Origin of the sequence: Calothrix sp. FACHB-168 (genome assembly GCF_963889195.1) — a bacterium.
Lineage (GTDB): Bacteria > Cyanobacteriota > Cyanobacteriia > Cyanobacteriales > Nostocaceae > Aulosira > Aulosira anomala_A.
In genome coordinates, this window is the sequence record NZ_CAWPNJ010000063.1 from 111,310 (window position 1) to 127,608 (window position 16,299).

Below are 16,299 nucleotides of genomic sequence, written 5' to 3' on the forward strand. Positions count from 1 at the left end.
ATCATACCTCACCTTCGTGGTCTGGTGATGGCACCATCAACGAAATGATGCTGACACCAAACGTAAAAATTAACCTCATCCACTGCTACCGGTCGATGAACTACATCAGCCGTCACATGGAAGAGAAGTATGGTATTCCCTGGTTAGAATACAACTTCTTTGGGCCTACTAAGATTGCTGAATCCTTACGGGAAATCGCTTCTAAGTTTGACTCTAAGATTCAAGAAAACGCTGAGAAGATCATCGCTAAGTACCAGCCCACAATGGATGCGATTATTAAGAAATATCGCCCCCGTTTGGAAGGTAAGACCGTCGCTATGATGGTTGGTGGTCTACGTCCTCGCCACGTTGTACCCGCTTTCTACGACCTAGGTATGAAGATGATTGGTACTGGTTATGAGTTCGCTCATAACGACGACTACAAACGTACCACTCACTACATTGACAACGGCACCATCGTTTATGACGACGTTACCGCTTACGAATTTGAAGAGTTTGTTAAAGCACTCAAGCCAGATTTGATTGCTTCTGGTGTGAAAGAGAAGTACGTTTTCCAAAAGATGGGTCTTCCTTTCCGTCAAATGCACTCTTGGGATTACTCCGAACCTAGCAATTGTCCTTAGGACTCTCGATTCTAACAGGTTTTTTAGCGGTGAGAGAAAAAAGTGTCTATTTCTAGCCTAAATTTAATTTACAGCGTTATCTACTAACAACCTTTTTTGATGCTTGAGACAATATAACCCTTATTCTGTCTGGTTTTGAGATTTTGGCTGGCATGAGTTTTAAATTAAAACTGTTAATTTAAAAACTAATTTAAATGACATTTTTTAGATTAAATAGTATCGAATTATTTTTATAATATATGATAAATCAGTAAGGCATTTTAGTAAGATTAAGGAGCAATAGTTTTGGTTAAGAAAGTTACTATCACTATTGATGATGACATTCTTGCTTTTATAGACCGCAAGGCTGCGTCAGTTGGAGATACGCCTAACCGCAGCAGCTATATAAACTCTGTTTTAGCAAAACACCGTCGTACTGTTTTGGAAGCAGAAATGATCGCAGCGCTCAAAGAAGATGCCAAAAATCCTGAATATCAAGCAGAGATAGCAGCTTGGGATTCTGTTGCGGGAGATGGTATTGAATAATGCCAAACGGTATTTTAGCTTATCGACGCGGGGAAATTCGCTGGGTAAAACTTGATCCTACAGTGGGTGCAGAAGCTCAAAAAACACGTTCTTGTCTAATAGTTCAAAATGATGTAATGAATCAATATGGTTCTTTAACTATTGTGATGCCATTTCGACCGGGAACGAAAAATGCTCCTTATGTAGTAAACGTTAAAGCTACAACAAACAATGGTTTAGACCAAGACCGTTATATTGATGTTGCACAAATTCGCAGTGTTGACAATAGTCGGGTATTGGGGTTGATCGGAATTTTGGAAAATGAATATTGGGAAATAATTCGTGCGGCGTTAGATATAGTCTTGAATTTTGAATGAAACGTGTTTGCTTTCGCCAATAATGTTGAAGATATCATTGCTCTCATGCAAAAAGAGTTTTGAAAAAGGTCGTCATATTTCAGGCATTATGTGAAATGCGATCGCTAAGTAAATTTAGTGATCGCTCTTAGAACTTGCAATCCTACCATGTTTTTTTGCGGTGGGAGAAAAAGCGTCTATTTCTAGCCTAAATTTAATTTATAGCGTTATCTACTCACAACCTTTTTTGATGATTGAGACGATATAACCCTTATTCTGTCAGGTTTTGAGATTTGGCTGGCATGAGTTTCAAATTAACACTGTTAAGTTAAAAACTAATTTCAATAACATTTTTTAGATTAAAATTATAGAGCGCCCTGCCTAGAAATACCTTTTATCCAAAACTTTTTTTGTACTCCATTTGTAAAGGTAAGCAGCAGAAATTAACCAAAGCCAAGAAAATCTTAGAAGAAAAATATCATATGTTAGTCTTGGTGTTCTTAAATCCGAAAGGGTTTGCTTATAACTGGTAATAAAAAATATATAGATTGCAAAAATCACTACAATTGGTAAAATTGATAGCACAAGTATACCAAAATCTCTAATAACTAGAGTTTTAAATTTTGGTAGACAAAGCCATTGTGGTGGATTTGACCATAGAAGATTAAGCAAAAATTTATATGCTTTTGTAAGGATTAAAAACCATATTAGAGCAAATAATAATGCAATTACAGAAGCTATAAAGAAGAAAATTACACCATCACTACCTGTGAAGGCTAGAAGACCACCTAGAATAGAGTAGCGCCAGAATTCAAATGCAACAGCTACAGTTGCACCAAAGTATGCTGGTATTGCTAATTTAATAGCCATCATCCATGATCTTGGATAAGGTAGCCAAGCAGGAAACCAATTTTGATTGTTCATAAGCTAAATTCCAGTTTTAAGTTTTCGATAGAATTGATAATTTTTATTGTGCTTAAGTTTGGATAGGTGTCATTTGTACAAAGTATTTACTTCTGTTTAATGATCTATATCTATAGTCTTAAACTTGGATTATGTGTATATCAACATCTCTTGTATAACTTTGCATTTGTTTTCTAGCATCGAAACTTATACGGAAAACTCACGCATTTAGCATAATTAGAATTATCAGTATCTATAACTAGATACAAAAAATTTAGGATTAGATATTAGCTACTTATTTTCGCCTATGGTAAAACAGCCAATAAAACCAAATACACTCAGCGAAAATTTATTGTTTCATTTGCATATTTCAGAGATTATGAGAAATGCGATCGCTAAATTTCAGGTTGGTGTTATTTAAGTTACGAATCCCTAATCTCAACGGCTCAAGGGATTTTTATTCTGCGCTACTGAAATGATAGTTTGCTGAATTCTCTTTAACCTTGTTTCTGGACGTTTAGCACTCTCAATCCACGAAAGAATATTTTTCTTGGATGATTTACTCAAAGCTTCAAAATACTGACTGGCTGTTTCATTAGCTGTTAATGCTAGTTTTAAATCTGCGGGAATTGTTAATGCTTCAATCGCATCTAAGCTGCTCCATGAACCATTTTCTTTTGCAGCTTCAATCTTTTTTAGTCCTGCTTCAGTCATCAAATTTTGGGTGATGAGTTCTTCGATATATTGCTTGTTTAATTTTGACCAAACACTTTTTGGTTTACGGGGTGTAAATATTTGCATATAACGTTCTGTATCTATAGTTTTGACTTTACTATCAATCCAGCCAAAACATAAGGCTTCTTTTACGGCTTCGCTATATTTAACGCTTGGTTTGCCACTTTTGACTTTGTAGTATATCAGCCACACACCTATAGAACTATGATGATTTCTCTGTAACCATTCTCGCCATTCTTGACGGTCTTTGGCATAAACGGTTTCTAGTTGATTATCAAATGTTGCCATAGCGGAAAATTTAAAATAATTATATATGTATTATATTATTTTCAGTAATTTGGCGATCGCACTCAAAAAATGATTGAATTGCCTTGCTGCCGAATTCGATCGTAATCAGCTAAATTTGGCTTGTACGTAACAGTTCGGCATAGGCTATCGCTGTATCTTTCATATATTGGTATTCTTCTTTAATTTTTTTGTACTGATTATCAATAGCCCAGCCATTATCGGGAAGTAAATGTGGATCGTAGCCAGCAATTTGTCTACCAATCAACATTTCTCTAATAAATCCTATGTAAACTTGTTGTAATTCTTCAGCTTTATCTAGCAAACTTTCAATTTGAGATAATGCCCTTTGATACATTCCCTGTTGACTTGCATAAAACTCTGAAGTTGCTACTAAATCCAGCAATTCGTTGGTTTTAATCCACTGCTTTTTTAAATTTAAAATTTCTGGCTCAACAAAGTTAAGATGTTCTTTGATTAAAAAGGCTATTTCTTGTGCTGCTTTAAGGTTAACTCTACCTTGAGCATCTATTTTTTCTAAAGTTGGCATACGGATAGATGCAAGATTATGCCAAGAGTAAATGTACTCAATGCCATCTGATGTCAGTTTTGGAAAAACAACTCTAATTCTCTGCTTTTCATTTACATCAAAAAAAATACCTAATTTACCTAAAGGTAAGTTGGGATAACGAGCATTTGCGCCATCAACTTCTACAACTAAATTACTTTGAATTTGGGCTATCTTTTTCTGGGAATAGAAGAAAATCCAATATCTTACTGCTAAAAGCAATATAATAAAAATTATAATCAATTCCACGTTTGTAACCACTATCAACAGTTTTACTTAAAGTCTAGCATTTTACATTGCTTAAACTTAGTAGCTGGAAAAAATATGTATAATATCTATTATTGACTCATCAGCTTGAGGAATTGCACATCCATAAGCGGGTACTTCTGGATTACGTCTAGATGAAGATTAACTAGTGAAACTTAGGGGTAGCAGGTTTCTCTCATCTGACAAAGATGCTCAAATTGCCTTGATGAGAAATGCGATCGCATAAATATGCATCAACATAAAGTGTGATAATAAACTTTTTATGAACCTTCGTTAAATTGTTCCTGATTGTTAAGACTTATAAGCTCTAAATGGGAAGACTGAAATTTAATAGCAACTCTCATAACACTATTCGAGATTCAACTTCCCGTCATGCAAACTCCATATTCCTCAGAACTGGCAATTCAACCACTCCACCAAGAAAATATTAACCTGAAACTGATTGTAGAAGGGATTGCATCCCAGGTTGGGGAAGCTTTCTTCCAAGCTTGTGCCCATTACTTAGCTGAAGTATTACAAATTCAGTATGCATTGATTGCAGAGTTTGTTGATGAGACTCAGCCACGCGCTAAAGTTTTGGCATTTTGGACAGGAGAAAACTTTGGCCCCAATTTTGAATACGATTTGGCGGGAACTCCTTGTGGTGTTCTTTATGAACAAGGTTTGCAGATTTATCCTCAATGCATCCAACAAGCGTTTCCAGAAGATGCAGACTTAGTTATGTTGAATGCTGAGAGCTATTTAGGTGTTCCGATTTTAAATCCTGAAGGAAAGCCTCTCGGACATATTGCAGGTTTGCATACTAAACCATTGGAACGCAGTTACGAAGAACAAGAATCGATTTTAAAAATCTTTGCGGCGCGTTCAGCAGCAGAAATTGAGCGACAGCTAGCAGAAAACGCTCTGAAACGACAAAATATTTACTTGCAACAAACTCTCAAAGAGTTGAAAAAAACCCAAGCACAACTAATTCAAGCAGAAAGAATGTCTAGTTTGGGACATCTGGTTGCAGGTATTGCTCATGAAATCAATAATCCTATTGGTTTTATTTATAGCAATATTGCTCATACTAAAGACTCTATCAATATTTTGTTAGAACTAATTGAGGAGTATCAATCAGAATATCCTCATCCATCTAGCACACTGCAAGCAAAAATTGAAGAGGCGGAAATAGACTATTTAAAGAAAGATGTTTCCAAGATGCTAAATTCTATGGAAGCAGGAAGCGATCGCATTCGCAATATTGTCTTGAGTTTACGCAATTTCTCTCGGTTGGATGAATCTAGCAAGAAAGCGATAGATATACATGAAGGCATAGAAAGTACTTTATTAATTTTGCAACATCGATTACAAGCTAATCAGAATTTTCCGCCAATTCAGGTGATTAAAGAATATCAACCACTTCCCGAAGTTAACTGCTATGCAAGTCAACTTAATCAAGTATTGATGAATATTTTGAATAATGCTATTGATGCTTTACGTTCTGATTCTCACCCCATTAACCAGCCAATGATTCATATTAAAACGGAGTTGTTTGTTGAAAATAGTGCTGTGAGAATTTCGATTATTGATAATGGTATAGGTATGGATGAAGCAACATTAGCTCACATTTTCGATCCATTTTTTAGCACAAAACCTGTAGGTTCTGGTACTGGGTTAGGACTTTCTATCAGCTATCAAATCATAGTTGAGCAACATGGGGGAAAATTAAATTGTCTTTCTACACCGGGAGCAGGTGCTAAATTTCAGATTGAAATACCGATGCAATTGTCTTAAGCATTTAGCTATACCTTTGTTGCTTGTTGCATTCACAAATATTAGGGGCATACATTTATACATCTATATGCCCCTATAGCAATCCTAAATCATTTATGAAATTTGCTAACTCTCAGTTTTTTCTCTGAACCTTGGCGTACTTGGCGTCTTGGCGGTTCATCAAAAAAATATTTTCACAACTCAGATAGGATTGCTATATCAGCCTATCTATCACAAATATGATACTTTTTTCGGTAGCGCTTCAGCCTAAATAGAGAGGGATTGCCAAATCATTTTCAATATAATTTTGCAGACATTGAAATTATGTAGGCAATCTTTTGCAGATAGTTTGTGATTAAACTGACAGCTTTTAATATTAAAGTCTTAGCAGCAGTATTCATGGTCATGGATCATGTTTACTCTGTGTTATTGCCAAATTTAGTCATCTTGCACTATATTGGGCGCTTGAGTTTTCCTCTGTTTGCATGGCTGGTGGCTGAAGGCGAAAAACACACCCGAAATATATACCGCTATGGTAGTAGGTTGTTGATTGCAGCTATCATCTCTCAACCAATCTATATTATTCTTTTTAGAAAGTCATTCCTCAATATTCTGTTTACGCTGCTGATTGGATTAATAATGTTGCGTCTAGTTAGGCGTTATCCGCGATTATTGCAGCAAGTTCCTGTGGTGGGATTATGTGCATTGATCGCGGAAATTTTCCGTTGTGAATATGGAGCATACGGAATTGGTGTCATTTTCTTAATGTCTCTCACCGATAAACTCAAGCCCACAATATGGGCGCTTTACTGGTGTATTCTGCATTTTGTTGCATTCGTCGCTTCTGGGAATTCTCTGGCGCAAAATTTGGCAATTTTTGCAGGTATTATTGTCTTTGAATTCAATGGTAAGCAAGGGCTAAGGGCTAGATGGTTTTATGCATTCTACCCAGGACATTTATTGATATTAGGTTTAATTAGACATTTTATATTTTCTACATAGAAATAATTCTATATACAGGATATTGCAGGTAAATTAGGTAGGCGCTTCGGGGCATGGCAGTGCCAGTGCCCCTACAATCAACGATAATCTGTACTCAACTCTCAACTAAATTAATTTGGCAACATTACGGCCATTGCTTTCTCTAATGCTTTGGGATCTTGGAGTAATTGGGCTGCCATTTGCAGAGAGTAAAGTAGTGATATTTTTGGCGTTTAATCTGGATAAGCTAAACCAGTACGAGGATCGCGGATATATAATCCTAGTGTTAAACTGCGAATTACTTCATCCCAAATTGGTGTTAATTCTTCTGCTTGATCTGCCCAATAATCGAATGTAATTAAACATTGAATATTTGAGCCTAAACCAATACAAGTCCGGGAAAAAGCGTCTCTGGGTTCGGCTTGGGTATCGATAAATTTAATTTCCGTCCAAACAATTTTTGCAGTTTGGCGCTTGACGGTAATAATTTCTCCCCTTTCAATGACGTTGCGGCTGTCATCTTCCATGATTTTGCGCAAGGTGGCTTTGAGAGGAAACATACTCCAATCATTAGGCGGGAGTTGATTAAAAGATACTTCTAGACAGCAATCATCATTAGGTGGTTTTTTGTCCATGAACTTGAAAGATTTTTCTTGTGGCTCAAAAACCCAATTTTGGGGTACATTGAAGCGAACAGCGCCGCGATTGGCTACAAAGATTTTGTAGCCTGATGGCGATTCCCAACGATGATCGGGTTTGAGTTCAAGGGTTTCTTTAATCCACTGGAGATTGCTTTTCTTGCGCTTTGTCATAGGAAGTTTGCATATCTGCTCAAGACGGCGATCGCTCATTTTGATTATGGTATCAAATCCTCAGCTATTCCGCTTTGAAACTAGCCAGAGGAAATTTAGCGGCTGAATTTCTTACTTTTGGATAGATGACATCTCGAACTTCTGGATGAGACCAAGTGTTTTTGATTTGTGCGACCTTACATAGGTAAGCATAAAGACTCAAGATTAATAAACAAAGAACTATGCCCGATCAAACATTTAGAAAAAACATTCCAGAAGTTGACCCGACAGAGATTGAAGATGCTCGCACTGCGATCGCGGATGGAAATCGCTCGTTCCTAGAGAAAGTGATGGTGAGAAGCGGATTTGCGGATCTTTATGATGCTAGAGACTTTAGCGAAGTCGTATTTCGCGTGATGCGGGACTTGATGACAACAGAAGCCAGCGATCGCGTAGAATCTGAATTGCACACAGAAGCAGTACCTACAGATGAGAAAGCACTCCAGTTTGAAGTAGCTGAACTATGGAAAGATACTAATCCTATTGTGGGATTTTTAAGCCGGGTTCGTCCACCTTGGCAAGGCCCTGGTATCTTCAAAATAGATTCCGATCGCTTTTTATTCCGAGTTGCTAATGAAAGCGGAATGCCGCGAACAGTTGAGCGAGAGCAAGCAGTAAAAGCAGTATTTTCGGCAACTAAAGACGAACTTTCCCCAGAACGAATTGAGGAAATTGCTAGCTGGTTACCCGATCGCATCCGTGAACTTTGGGAACAAGCTTAATTAGCAGTAGGCAAAATGAAGTCTGTTTGTAGATGCGATCGCAAACATAAAACGTATTTTAGGTAAATGCAGTACGCTGTAAGGGTATGGCAGTGCCCATTTGTGTCAACTTAAGCTAAAAATATCCTCTGTCTGAGCTTTGTCACCCGCCTGAGAATGAATTCTCAGGCTAATAACCCAAGTCTACTGAAGTAGACTCAAGTTTTTGAGGATATTTAGTCATCTTGAGATGACTTTGACTATTAGCAAGGAACTTCAGTTCCTTGCGGTAGACGGGTTTCACGTTAATTTGACACCAATGGGCAGTTCCATGCCTCTACAATCAACGATAATCTGTACTGTTTTATTTCTCTTGAAGATGTTTGCGGAAAAACCCTGTCAACTCTCGCCAAGCATCTTCAGCCGCTACGGGATTGTAGGAATAACGCTCATTACAGAAAAACCCATGATCGGCGTCAGGATATACTTTAATACTGTATTCTTTACCGAGTTCTTGTAACCGAGACTCAACTTGCTGGATGCGATCGCTCGGAATAAATGGATCGACACCGCCAAAAAATAAGTAAATTGGCACTGTAATATTTTTTGCTTCTACCAACCACTCATCAAGAACCATACCGTAAAAAGGAGCCGCCGCCGCAATCTCTGATGATAAATAACAAGCGGTGAAAAAACTCAAACCCCCACCTAAGCAAAAGCCAGTCATGCCAACCTTATCGGGATACACATCAGCGAGTGATTTTACATAAGTCAACGCTGCTTGTATATCTTCTTTCATGGGTTTACCAAAATCGAGACGATACATCATCGCCATTGCTGACTCAACTTCATCGTAAGCAAATTTGTTATTAGGTAACTCCCGATAGTACAAATCTGGCGCGAGAACTACGTAACCTTCTTTGGCGATTCGCATTGCTATGTCGCGAATGTGCGATGTTAAACCAAATGCTTCCATTAACAAAATAACGGCTGGCTGGCGTTTACCTTCAGCATGGGTACAGAACCAAGCCGGCATTTCTCCGGTGGGTGTAGGAATTATTACTTCGGTTTGTTCGATTTGCACCTGATTACCTCTGCTGCGGTGAGAACAGTTAGGGAATGTATCTATTGTGACTGTTTTTATAGAGAAGTGCGATCGCCTTAACACTTCACAAGCATCATCTAGATTGCTATCTAACCTAACTTATTCCCAGTCTTCATACTTTAAACTATCGATCCGACTAAATTCACGGGTATTGTGGGTGACAAGAATTAGGTCATTTGCTAAAGCGATCGCCGCAATTAGTAAATCATTTCCCCCAATTGGAGTACCCAAAGTATTTAGACGAGCGCGAATATCTCCAGCTATTTTTGCAGCTTGAAGATCCAATGGTAAAACAGCAAATTCTGCAAAGAAATTTTCTAGATGAGTGATATTTCTATTAACATTTGCACTTTTGTAAGCGCCATAATACAGTTCACTATAAACAACAGTACACAGGTAAATATCTTGAGCCGGAATTGAGAGAAGTTTCTGGGTAACAGGTGAATTTGCTGAATTGAGAATTTGGATACATGCATTAGTATCTAGGAGGTAGGCCATTGAATTTCCTCCCGTTCCTCAAAAGCAAGCTGCTCTGGACGTTCAAGTGGTTCACCTTCCCAACTACCTACTACTTCAGCAACAAACCTGTGCGAGTATCCTAATTCTTGGGGTGTTTTGCTTGCAGACTGTGAGGCTTCTTGAATCACAGGTTGAAAGACAATCACCACATCTAACTCTTGGTTAACAATTTCTGGCGGTAGCTGAACTTGTAGAATTCCGTCATTACCAATATATGTCCTAACCTTAATACTTTCCATAATCCGATCTGCTAACCAGAACCTGATATTCCTATGATATCTAAGCATTGTCAGCAAGTGAAGTGCGATCGCTCTTTTGTAAAAATGCGATCGCACTCCTCATTTTCATAGAAATCAGTATCTATTCAATCACCAACTCTGTAGAGCGTAGGGTGTGTTGTCGCGCAGCGCAACGCACCGCATTAATCATCAACATTTAGCTTTCCCAATTAAAACTGCATTAAATATGGGCACCCTAAAAACATACTTCACCCCTCACAACCATGCCCAACTACCGCAGATGTAAAATTTCCGGTGGTACTTACTTTATCACCCAAGTTACCTACCAACGCCAACCCTGGCTTTGCTCCGATACGGGACGTAATGCTCTCCGCACCGCCCTTCAACATGTTCGGCAGAATTACCCATTATCCATTGATGCCTTTGTTCTCTTACCAGATCACTTTCATACCTTATGGACTCTACCAGCAGGAGATAGTAACATATCAATGCGAATGCTGTTGATCAAACGCTTTGTTACCAAATATTACGGACATCAGTTAGGACTTGATTTTGCTATCTCCCGTTCACGAGAAAAGCGCAAAGAAAGCAACCTATGGCAACGCCGTTTCTGGGAGCATCACATAAGAGATGATGGTGATTTTGCTAATCATTGCGATTATATTCATTACAATCCTGTAAAGCACCAGCTTTGTGAGTCACCTCAACAATGGGCATTTTCAAGCATTCACCGTTTTATCCAGCAGCAAATTTACCCCTTAGATTGGGGTAGCAGTGGTGAGATTCAGCTTGCGTCGGATATTTGGGATGTTTGAGATAATGGGGTGGTGCGTTGCGCTACGCGACAACACACCCTACGTAAGAAATGCGATCGCACTATAGTTTTACAACGTAGATAACACACAGAGTAATAGCATGATGCCCTACATTCAAAGCACGCTCCATCTCTTCAGTAGAAGAGGACAAGGAACTATAATATTCAGGCTTTGGTACTAAATGCCGATGATGGTGAATGACTCTAAAGTAATCTGGTGCGCGTTCTTGATCTTTTTCTCGACCTTTAGGAAATGGAACTTTATTTTCTAATTCGTAATCACTCCAATTAATTTGTAAGGTTGTTTCGATGGCAGGAACTTCACCGTAAAATCTTCCCCAACCTCCATAGCCAGATGGTGGATGATTATATTGTTTTAGATACTCCATGAATTGTTTTTCATCATCTACTAGTGCAATCTGGCATAAAACAGACATAATTTCACCTTTTTACTATAGTTTAATGTAGGGTGTGTTGTCGCGTAGCGCAACGCACCGCCTCAATTTTATCAACACATTTAACTCCGCTTATAAACTAACTCCATCTTCAACTTCTCAATTTCCAACTTCAATTTTTCATTCTCCATCTTTAACTTTGCATTCTCTTCTCTAATCAATTCAACTTCATCCCGTTTACTCAAAGCTTGATTAATAGCCAACTTCCGCATATCCAGCGAGAACCAACGCTGATAAGTTTGGGTATGCACTTGTACACTATGCCCTAAATTATCTGCCGCCGCTTTAATTGGTATGCCTAAAATATGCGCTCTAATTGCCCATGCATGGCGTAAATCGTAGGGCTTAAAATCTAAGCCAATTTTCCGAAACCACCAACTAACTCTTTGGGTTAAAGCTGTGATTTCTGCATGGTTATTTTTATCTTTTTTACTAATCGCCGTTGCCAGCATTTCTAAATACTTTGGGTTTCTTAAATCAAATTCTGCAATCCATTGTTTATGTAAAGGTAAAGCTTGCCTTTCCCCAGTCTTACAATCTTTATGGACTTTCCAGCTTAAATCTATATTTTCTTGACTCAACCACCAATCAATATCAGGATTAATAAATAATTCTCGCGGACGTAAACCAAAAACTGCTAACATACCATAAGCCCAGCGCCAAAGCTGCCAGCTATCTTTCACATCTTGGTTTACTTGATTACCTCTAGTATGCAGATACTCTGCAAACTTGGCAATTCCTGTGGCTATTTCCCCATCTGTGGGTATGTTGCGAGAATTGCGATCGGGCATTTTAGAATATTTAGATAAATCAATTTCGATTTTAAATGTTTGGCAAAATGCCGCTATAGCTCTAGCTGCATTATATTTAGCCCATTCTTTCTCAATTTTTTCAATGGCATTTATCAAATTTTCCGCCGTGGCGATATCTTGAGAATCAGTAAATCTTTGTGTTCTTGAAAAGTAATAAAAAAATGTATGCTCGCTTTTAGTAGTGCGTTTATGAGTTTTAAAATACTCATCTTCAAATTTAGCTAATAATTTTCCTACAGTTTGAAAATCTTTTTTAATCGCCTCAGTACCTAAATATTTATCATTCCATTCAAAAGTTTTGCGAGCAATTAATTTACCTAATTCATAAGCTTCTTCTTCCGCCGTTTTTAATCCATCTAAGTTGGCGGGAATATTTAAACTAATATTATATTGCTTTCTCCCAGTGCCATTTTTATCTGTATCCCCCGGTTTAATTGGTAACGTCGCCCGTAATTGCAGACTTCCATTAGATTCGCGAATTGTTACCTTTGTCTTTGCAGACTTCAAACGCAGATTTACCTTCTCTAACTCTTGCAAGACTTTTGTTCTCATGTGTTCTCTTTGCTGCTGTGCTTGCAGACTTGAGCCGAAAAAACTGCCATCGGTAGACGAAACTGGCTCTAAGTCAGCAAAAGCTTGTTGATATTTGTCTTGACCCTCTGAATTTTAGATTTTAAATTTTGGATTTTGGATTATTCCTTGTTTCAAGCACCCGTGGACGAAACAAATCTAAAATCCTCAATCTCAAATCCTCAAGCTGCAACCCAAGAGTGGCTGCATTCAATCTAAAATCTAAAATCCAAAATCTAAAATTGTTTGACCCTGGTTATGCATTGCGGTATCTTTAGCCTAGATTTAGCCTAAAAATAAATGTGTTCTGGGCGAACAATGTTTGAAACTGACATTGATTGCAGCGAACATTAGGCTACTGAAAGTCATTGAAGCATAAAAAGGATTACTCCGGCCCTTATCACGGTTATGACGGATTTGCTATCTTCGCTCGTGATATGGATTTGGCACTCAACAGCCCAACCTGGGGTTTAATTGGTGCTCCTTGGAGCAAGAAAGCTGGAGCTAAGGCTAAAGCTACCGTTTAAGGACATGGAATCGAGAGATTAACAGGGGCCTGGGGCTTAAAACCCCAGGGGGGAATTGGGAATCCAAGATTCAAAACTAAAAATTAAAATGGAAATTTTGGTTTTGCATTTTGAGTTTTGATTAATATTCCCGCTCCCCACCTGCAACTCTCGTGACTCAATCCGCTAGAAATCCTCATCTTTGACCAGTCAGTCACGAATTCAGTCAGCTTGGAGATCCAGAAATGCCTCAGAATCCAGATAAAATTCAAGACCACGTAGAGCTATTCCACCAACCGGAGTACAAACAACTTTTCCAAAACAAGAAAGAGTTTGAAAACGGTCACGATCCCGCAGAAGTAGAAAGAGTTGCGGAATGGACAAAAAGCTGGGATTATCGTGAAAAGAACTTCGCTCGTGAAGCTTTAACAGTTAACCCTGCTAAAGGTTGCCAACCTTTAGGCGCTATGTTCGCTGCGGTTGGTTTTGAAGGTACTTTACCTTTCGTTCAAGGTTCTCAAGGTTGCGTGGCTTACTTCCGTACCCACTTAACCCGTCACTACAAAGAACCATTCTCTGGTGTGTCTTCTTCCATGACTGAAGATGCAGCCGTGTTCGGTGGTTTGCAAAACATGATTGATGGCTTGGCAAACTCTTACACTCTGTACAAGCCCAAGATGATTGCAGTCTGCACCACCTGTATGGCTGAGGTTATCGGGGATGACTTACAAGCGTTTATTAACAACGCTAAGAGCGCTGGTTCAGTTCCTCAAGATTTCCCAGTTCCTTACGCTCACACTCCTAGCTTTGTTGGTTCCCACATCACTGGTTACGACAACATGATGAAGGGAATTCTCTCTACCTTAACCGCAGGTAAGAAGAAATCCACCAGCAATGGCAAAATCAACTTCATCTCTGGTTTTGACACCTACGTTGGTAACCTCCGGGAAGTAAAACGTATTGCTTCTCTGTTCGGTATCGACTACACCATTCTTTCTGACAACAGCGATTATTTGGATGCACCTAACACTGGTGAATTCGATATGTACCCAGGTGGTACTAAGTTAGAAGATGCAGCAGATGCAATTAACGCTAAGGCTACAGTTGTGCTGCAAGCTCATTCTACTCCTAAGACCCGTGATTACATCGCTAAAGAATGGAAGCAAGATGTAGTTGTTTCTCGTCCTTGGGGCATTAAAGCTACTGATGAGTTCCTAATCAAACTCAGCGAACTGACTGGTAAACCCATTCCTGAAGAGCTAGAAATCGAACGCGGTCGTGCAGTTGATGCTATGACTGACTCCCATGCTTGGGTTCACGGTAAGCGCTTCGCTATCTACGGCGATCCTGATTTGGTTTACAGTGTTGTTGGCTTCATGTTGGAATTGGGTGCTGAACCCGTTCACATTTTGGTTCACAACTCCAACGATGTATTTGAAAAAGAACTGCAAGCATTGCTAGATTCTAGCCCCTTCGGTAAGGAAGCTAAAATTTGGGCAGGTAAAGACTTGTGGCACTTACGTTCTCTAATGCGTTGGCTATCAGGCTAATTATAAGTTATGAGGCGCGATCGCAATTAGCGTCACAAAATCTAGTAACAAGTATTATTTATAACATTTTAACTTCAGCTTTAACCTAAGCGACTTGCATATCTTCTTGAATCAGCATATCTTCAAAGGCGCTCATAACTCTGGTGTGAAACCGTTGACGGTGTTTGAGTTTCCACACAGGTTGGACAATTTCTAATTTGTTATGACATTTTTTTTGTCTGTTAATAATTTGTACGGCGTGTAAGGTTCCTAATTGTAATTCTTTTTTCACCATTGATTCGGGAATTGCGGCTGCACCTACGCCGCTTTCAACCACAGATTTTACCATTTCGCTAGTATTGAGGTTGAGGACAACATCTAAGTTACTGGGTTCAATTCCCCAACTTTCTAAGGCGTGATGAAATATTTGCTGTGCGCCGGAACCAGACTCGCGCATTACCCAACCGGTATTAAATAATTCCTCTAGATAAACTTCATTACGCCCATACCAAGGGTGAGATTTACCGATAACAATTTGCAGGCGATCGCGTCCTATTTCTGCTTTCTCTAAAGATTGCTGTAATGATGGTTTAATATCTCCCGTAACTAAACCTAAATCATAGATACCAACAGCAGTTCCTTCACAAATTTCTTCCGCATTACCTAACTTACAATTAATAAAAATACCAGGATATAATTGCTTAAATTGACTAATTTTTTCTGGTAGCCAATAGTTGCCAACAGTGAGGCTTGCACCTATTTTTAACTCTCCACGTTGTAAATTATTTAACTCTTTTAAGCCGCGTTTGGTTAACTCTACATGGTCAAGAATCTTTTGCGCTTCACGCTGTAATAATTTACCTGCATCTGTGATTTCTATATGACGGCCAATGCGATGAAATAACCGCACACCATATTCTGTCTCTAAGCTTTGGATCGCCGCACTCACTGCTGGCTGAGTAATGTAAAGTGTTTCCGCAGCACGAGTAAAGTGCAACATTTCCGCTACGGCTAAAAAAATTCGCAACTGTTCCAGCGTCATTGGGGCTATGTGCAGCTTGGTTAGTTTTTTAATTACCTGAAAAGCATTATACGCTAAATTTAGCGGATAACTGTAGTTAGTTGTATATGTTCGTGATATGGTTATTATGGTTATATGTATGAGCTGCACAACCATAAATTCAGTCTATGAATTTAACAAAAAAGACTGTTTGCTTTGAA

At 38.7% G+C, this 16,299-nt stretch carries 19 protein-coding genes and 1 pseudogene; 10 read left to right on the top strand and 10 right to left on the bottom strand.

All coding sequences use genetic code 11. The annotated features are described in order from the left end of the window. Positions 1–17: 17 nt before the first annotated feature. The 3 genes and pseudogenes from AACW45_RS31005 to AACW45_RS31015 all read left to right on the top strand — a co-directional run. A pseudogene (locus AACW45_RS31005) lies at positions 18–684 on the top strand (nitrogenase component 1); the annotation flags it as partial. A 224-nt stretch (positions 685–908) separates the two neighbouring features. Continuing rightward, positions 909–1,148: a type II toxin-antitoxin system MazE family antitoxin gene (mazE, locus tag AACW45_RS31010; RefSeq protein ID WP_190629782.1), complete on the top strand. Its 240-nt coding sequence runs from the start codon at positions 909–911 to the stop codon at positions 1,146–1,148. Next, on the top strand, positions 1,148–1,504 hold the full coding sequence (locus tag AACW45_RS31015; RefSeq protein ID WP_190629785.1) for a type II toxin-antitoxin system PemK/MazF family toxin: 357 nt from the start codon (positions 1,148–1,150) through the stop codon (positions 1,502–1,504). Before mazE ends, AACW45_RS31015 begins: the two co-directional genes overlap by 1 nt. 360 nt (positions 1,505–1,864) lie before the next feature. Here AACW45_RS31015 and AACW45_RS31020 read toward each other — a convergent pair whose 3' ends face one another. The 3 genes from AACW45_RS31020 to AACW45_RS31030 all read right to left on the bottom strand — a co-directional run bounded on the left by AACW45_RS31020 (position 1,865) and on the right by AACW45_RS31030 (position 4,196). Beyond that, positions 1,865–2,407, bottom strand: a complete 543-nt coding sequence (locus tag AACW45_RS31020; protein WP_190629787.1) for a hypothetical protein — start codon at positions 2,405–2,407, stop codon at positions 1,865–1,867. 417 nt (positions 2,408–2,824) lie between these two features. Beyond that, a complete protein-coding gene (locus AACW45_RS31025; protein WP_190629789.1) occupies positions 2,825–3,409 on the bottom strand; it encodes a YdeI/OmpD-associated family protein in 585 nt (194 codons plus the stop codon). A 109-nt stretch (positions 3,410–3,518) separates the two neighbouring features. Further along, complete coding sequence (locus AACW45_RS31030) at positions 3,519–4,196, bottom strand: hypothetical protein (RefSeq protein WP_190629791.1); 678 nt, start codon at positions 4,194–4,196, stop codon at positions 3,519–3,521. A gap of 417 nt (positions 4,197–4,613) precedes the next feature. Between AACW45_RS31030 and AACW45_RS31035 the strand changes: the two genes are divergently transcribed. Together AACW45_RS31035 and AACW45_RS31040 are read left to right on the top strand one after the other, a co-directional pair. Beyond that, positions 4,614–6,017: a sensor histidine kinase gene (locus tag AACW45_RS31035; RefSeq protein ID WP_190629793.1), complete on the top strand. Its 1,404-nt coding sequence runs from the start codon at positions 4,614–4,616 to the stop codon at positions 6,015–6,017. Positions 6,018–6,347: 330 nt separating this feature from the next. Beyond that, complete coding sequence (locus tag AACW45_RS31040) at positions 6,348–6,998, top strand: TraX family protein (protein WP_190629795.1); 651 nt, start codon at positions 6,348–6,350, stop codon at positions 6,996–6,998. A 212-nt stretch (positions 6,999–7,210) separates the two neighbouring features. On the opposite strand, the gene AACW45_RS31045 is transcribed toward AACW45_RS31040, so the two are convergent. Next, positions 7,211–7,789: a hypothetical protein gene (locus AACW45_RS31045; protein ID WP_190629798.1), complete on the bottom strand. Its 579-nt coding sequence runs from the start codon at positions 7,787–7,789 to the stop codon at positions 7,211–7,213. 221 nt (positions 7,790–8,010) lie between these two features. Between AACW45_RS31045 and AACW45_RS31050 the strand changes: the two genes are divergently transcribed. Further along, positions 8,011–8,550 carry a DUF2267 domain-containing protein gene (locus AACW45_RS31050; RefSeq protein WP_190629801.1) on the top strand — a complete coding sequence of 180 codons (540 nt, stop codon included), beginning with the start codon at positions 8,011–8,013 and terminating at the stop codon, positions 8,548–8,550. 343 nt (positions 8,551–8,893) lie between these two features. On the opposite strand, the gene AACW45_RS31055 is transcribed toward AACW45_RS31050, so the two are convergent. The 3 genes from AACW45_RS31055 to AACW45_RS31065 form a co-directional block, all read right to left on the bottom strand. After that, positions 8,894–9,613 carry a dienelactone hydrolase family protein gene (locus AACW45_RS31055; RefSeq protein ID WP_190629803.1) on the bottom strand — a complete coding sequence of 240 codons (720 nt, stop codon included), beginning with the start codon at positions 9,611–9,613 and terminating at the stop codon, positions 8,894–8,896. Between the two features lie 120 nt (positions 9,614–9,733). Beyond that, the gene (vapC, locus tag AACW45_RS31060; RefSeq protein WP_190629806.1) at positions 9,734–10,132 is read right to left on the bottom strand and encodes a type II toxin-antitoxin system tRNA(fMet)-specific endonuclease VapC; all 399 of its coding nucleotides are present in this window, start codon (positions 10,130–10,132) and stop codon (positions 9,734–9,736) included. Further along, complete coding sequence (locus AACW45_RS31065) at positions 10,117–10,392, bottom strand: hypothetical protein (RefSeq protein ID WP_190629808.1); 276 nt, start codon at positions 10,390–10,392, stop codon at positions 10,117–10,119. The genes vapC and AACW45_RS31065 overlap by 16 nt, the downstream gene beginning before the upstream one ends. 47 nt (positions 10,393–10,439) lie before the next feature. On the opposite strand from AACW45_RS31065, the gene AACW45_RS31070 reads away from it, so the two are divergent. Then, positions 10,440–10,592 carry a hypothetical protein gene (locus AACW45_RS31070; RefSeq protein WP_190629810.1) on the top strand — a complete coding sequence of 51 codons (153 nt, stop codon included), beginning with the start codon at positions 10,440–10,442 and terminating at the stop codon, positions 10,590–10,592. A 63-nt stretch (positions 10,593–10,655) separates the two neighbouring features. Beyond that, on the top strand, positions 10,656–11,207 hold the full coding sequence (locus tag AACW45_RS31075) for an REP-associated tyrosine transposase (RefSeq protein ID WP_190629812.1): 552 nt from the start codon (positions 10,656–10,658) through the stop codon (positions 11,205–11,207). A gap of 61 nt (positions 11,208–11,268) precedes the next feature. Here AACW45_RS31075 and AACW45_RS31080 read toward each other — a convergent pair whose 3' ends face one another. Both AACW45_RS31080 and AACW45_RS31085 read right to left on the bottom strand, forming a co-directional pair. Then, on the bottom strand, positions 11,269–11,643 hold the full coding sequence (locus tag AACW45_RS31080; RefSeq protein WP_190629814.1) for a hypothetical protein: 375 nt from the start codon (positions 11,641–11,643) through the stop codon (positions 11,269–11,271). A gap of 80 nt (positions 11,644–11,723) precedes the next feature. Next, entirely contained in the window at positions 11,724–13,025 is a 1,302-nt protein-coding gene (locus AACW45_RS31085) for a site-specific integrase (protein WP_190629816.1), read from the bottom strand. Between the two features lie 386 nt (positions 13,026–13,411). On the opposite strand from AACW45_RS31085, the gene AACW45_RS31090 reads away from it, so the two are divergent. Then, entirely contained in the window at positions 13,412–13,570 is a 159-nt protein-coding gene (locus AACW45_RS31090; protein WP_190538597.1) for a hypothetical protein, read from the top strand. 224 nt (positions 13,571–13,794) lie between these two features. Next, entirely contained in the window at positions 13,795–15,099 is a 1,305-nt protein-coding gene (gene nifK / locus AACW45_RS31095; RefSeq protein WP_096647163.1) for a nitrogenase molybdenum-iron protein subunit beta, read from the top strand. Positions 15,100–15,184: 85 nt separating this feature from the next. Here the strand turns inward: nifK and AACW45_RS31100 are convergent, their stop codons facing one another. Further along, complete coding sequence (locus AACW45_RS31100; RefSeq protein WP_190629818.1) at positions 15,185–16,120, bottom strand: LysR substrate-binding domain-containing protein; 936 nt, start codon at positions 16,118–16,120, stop codon at positions 15,185–15,187. Positions 16,121–16,299 lie beyond the last annotated feature (179 nt).

Bases quoted from the DNA above. Each gene is read 5' to 3' on its own strand.
- AACW45_RS31015 (WP_190629785.1), top strand. From the start codon at position 1,148: ATGCCAAACGGTATTTTAGCTTATCGACGCGGGGAAATTCGCTGGGTA.
- AACW45_RS31020 (WP_190629787.1), bottom strand. From the start codon at position 2,407: ATGAACAATCAAAATTGGTTTCCTGCTTGGCTACCTTATCCAAGATCA.
- AACW45_RS31025 (WP_190629789.1), bottom strand. From the start codon at position 3,409: ATGGCAACATTTGATAATCAACTAGAAACCGTTTATGCCAAAGACCGT.
- AACW45_RS31035 (WP_190629793.1), top strand. From the start codon at position 4,614: ATGCAAACTCCATATTCCTCAGAACTGGCAATTCAACCACTCCACCAA.
- AACW45_RS31045 (WP_190629798.1), bottom strand. From the start codon at position 7,789: ATGACAAAGCGCAAGAAAAGCAATCTCCAGTGGATTAAAGAAACCCTT.
- AACW45_RS31050 (WP_190629801.1), top strand. From the start codon at position 8,011: ATGCCCGATCAAACATTTAGAAAAAACATTCCAGAAGTTGACCCGACA.
- vapC (WP_190629806.1), bottom strand. From the start codon at position 10,132: ATGGCCTACCTCCTAGATACTAATGCATGTATCCAAATTCTCAATTCA.
- AACW45_RS31065 (WP_190629808.1), bottom strand. From the start codon at position 10,392: ATGGAAAGTATTAAGGTTAGGACATATATTGGTAATGACGGAATTCTA.
- AACW45_RS31075 (WP_190629812.1), top strand. From the start codon at position 10,656: ATGCCCAACTACCGCAGATGTAAAATTTCCGGTGGTACTTACTTTATC.
- AACW45_RS31080 (WP_190629814.1), bottom strand. From the start codon at position 11,643: ATGTCTGTTTTATGCCAGATTGCACTAGTAGATGATGAAAAACAATTC.
- AACW45_RS31085 (WP_190629816.1), bottom strand. From the start codon at position 13,025: ATGAGAACAAAAGTCTTGCAAGAGTTAGAGAAGGTAAATCTGCGTTTG.
- nifK (WP_096647163.1), top strand. From the start codon at position 13,795: ATGCCTCAGAATCCAGATAAAATTCAAGACCACGTAGAGCTATTCCAC.
- AACW45_RS31100 (WP_190629818.1), bottom strand. From the start codon at position 16,120: ATGACGCTGGAACAGTTGCGAATTTTTTTAGCCGTAGCGGAAATGTTG.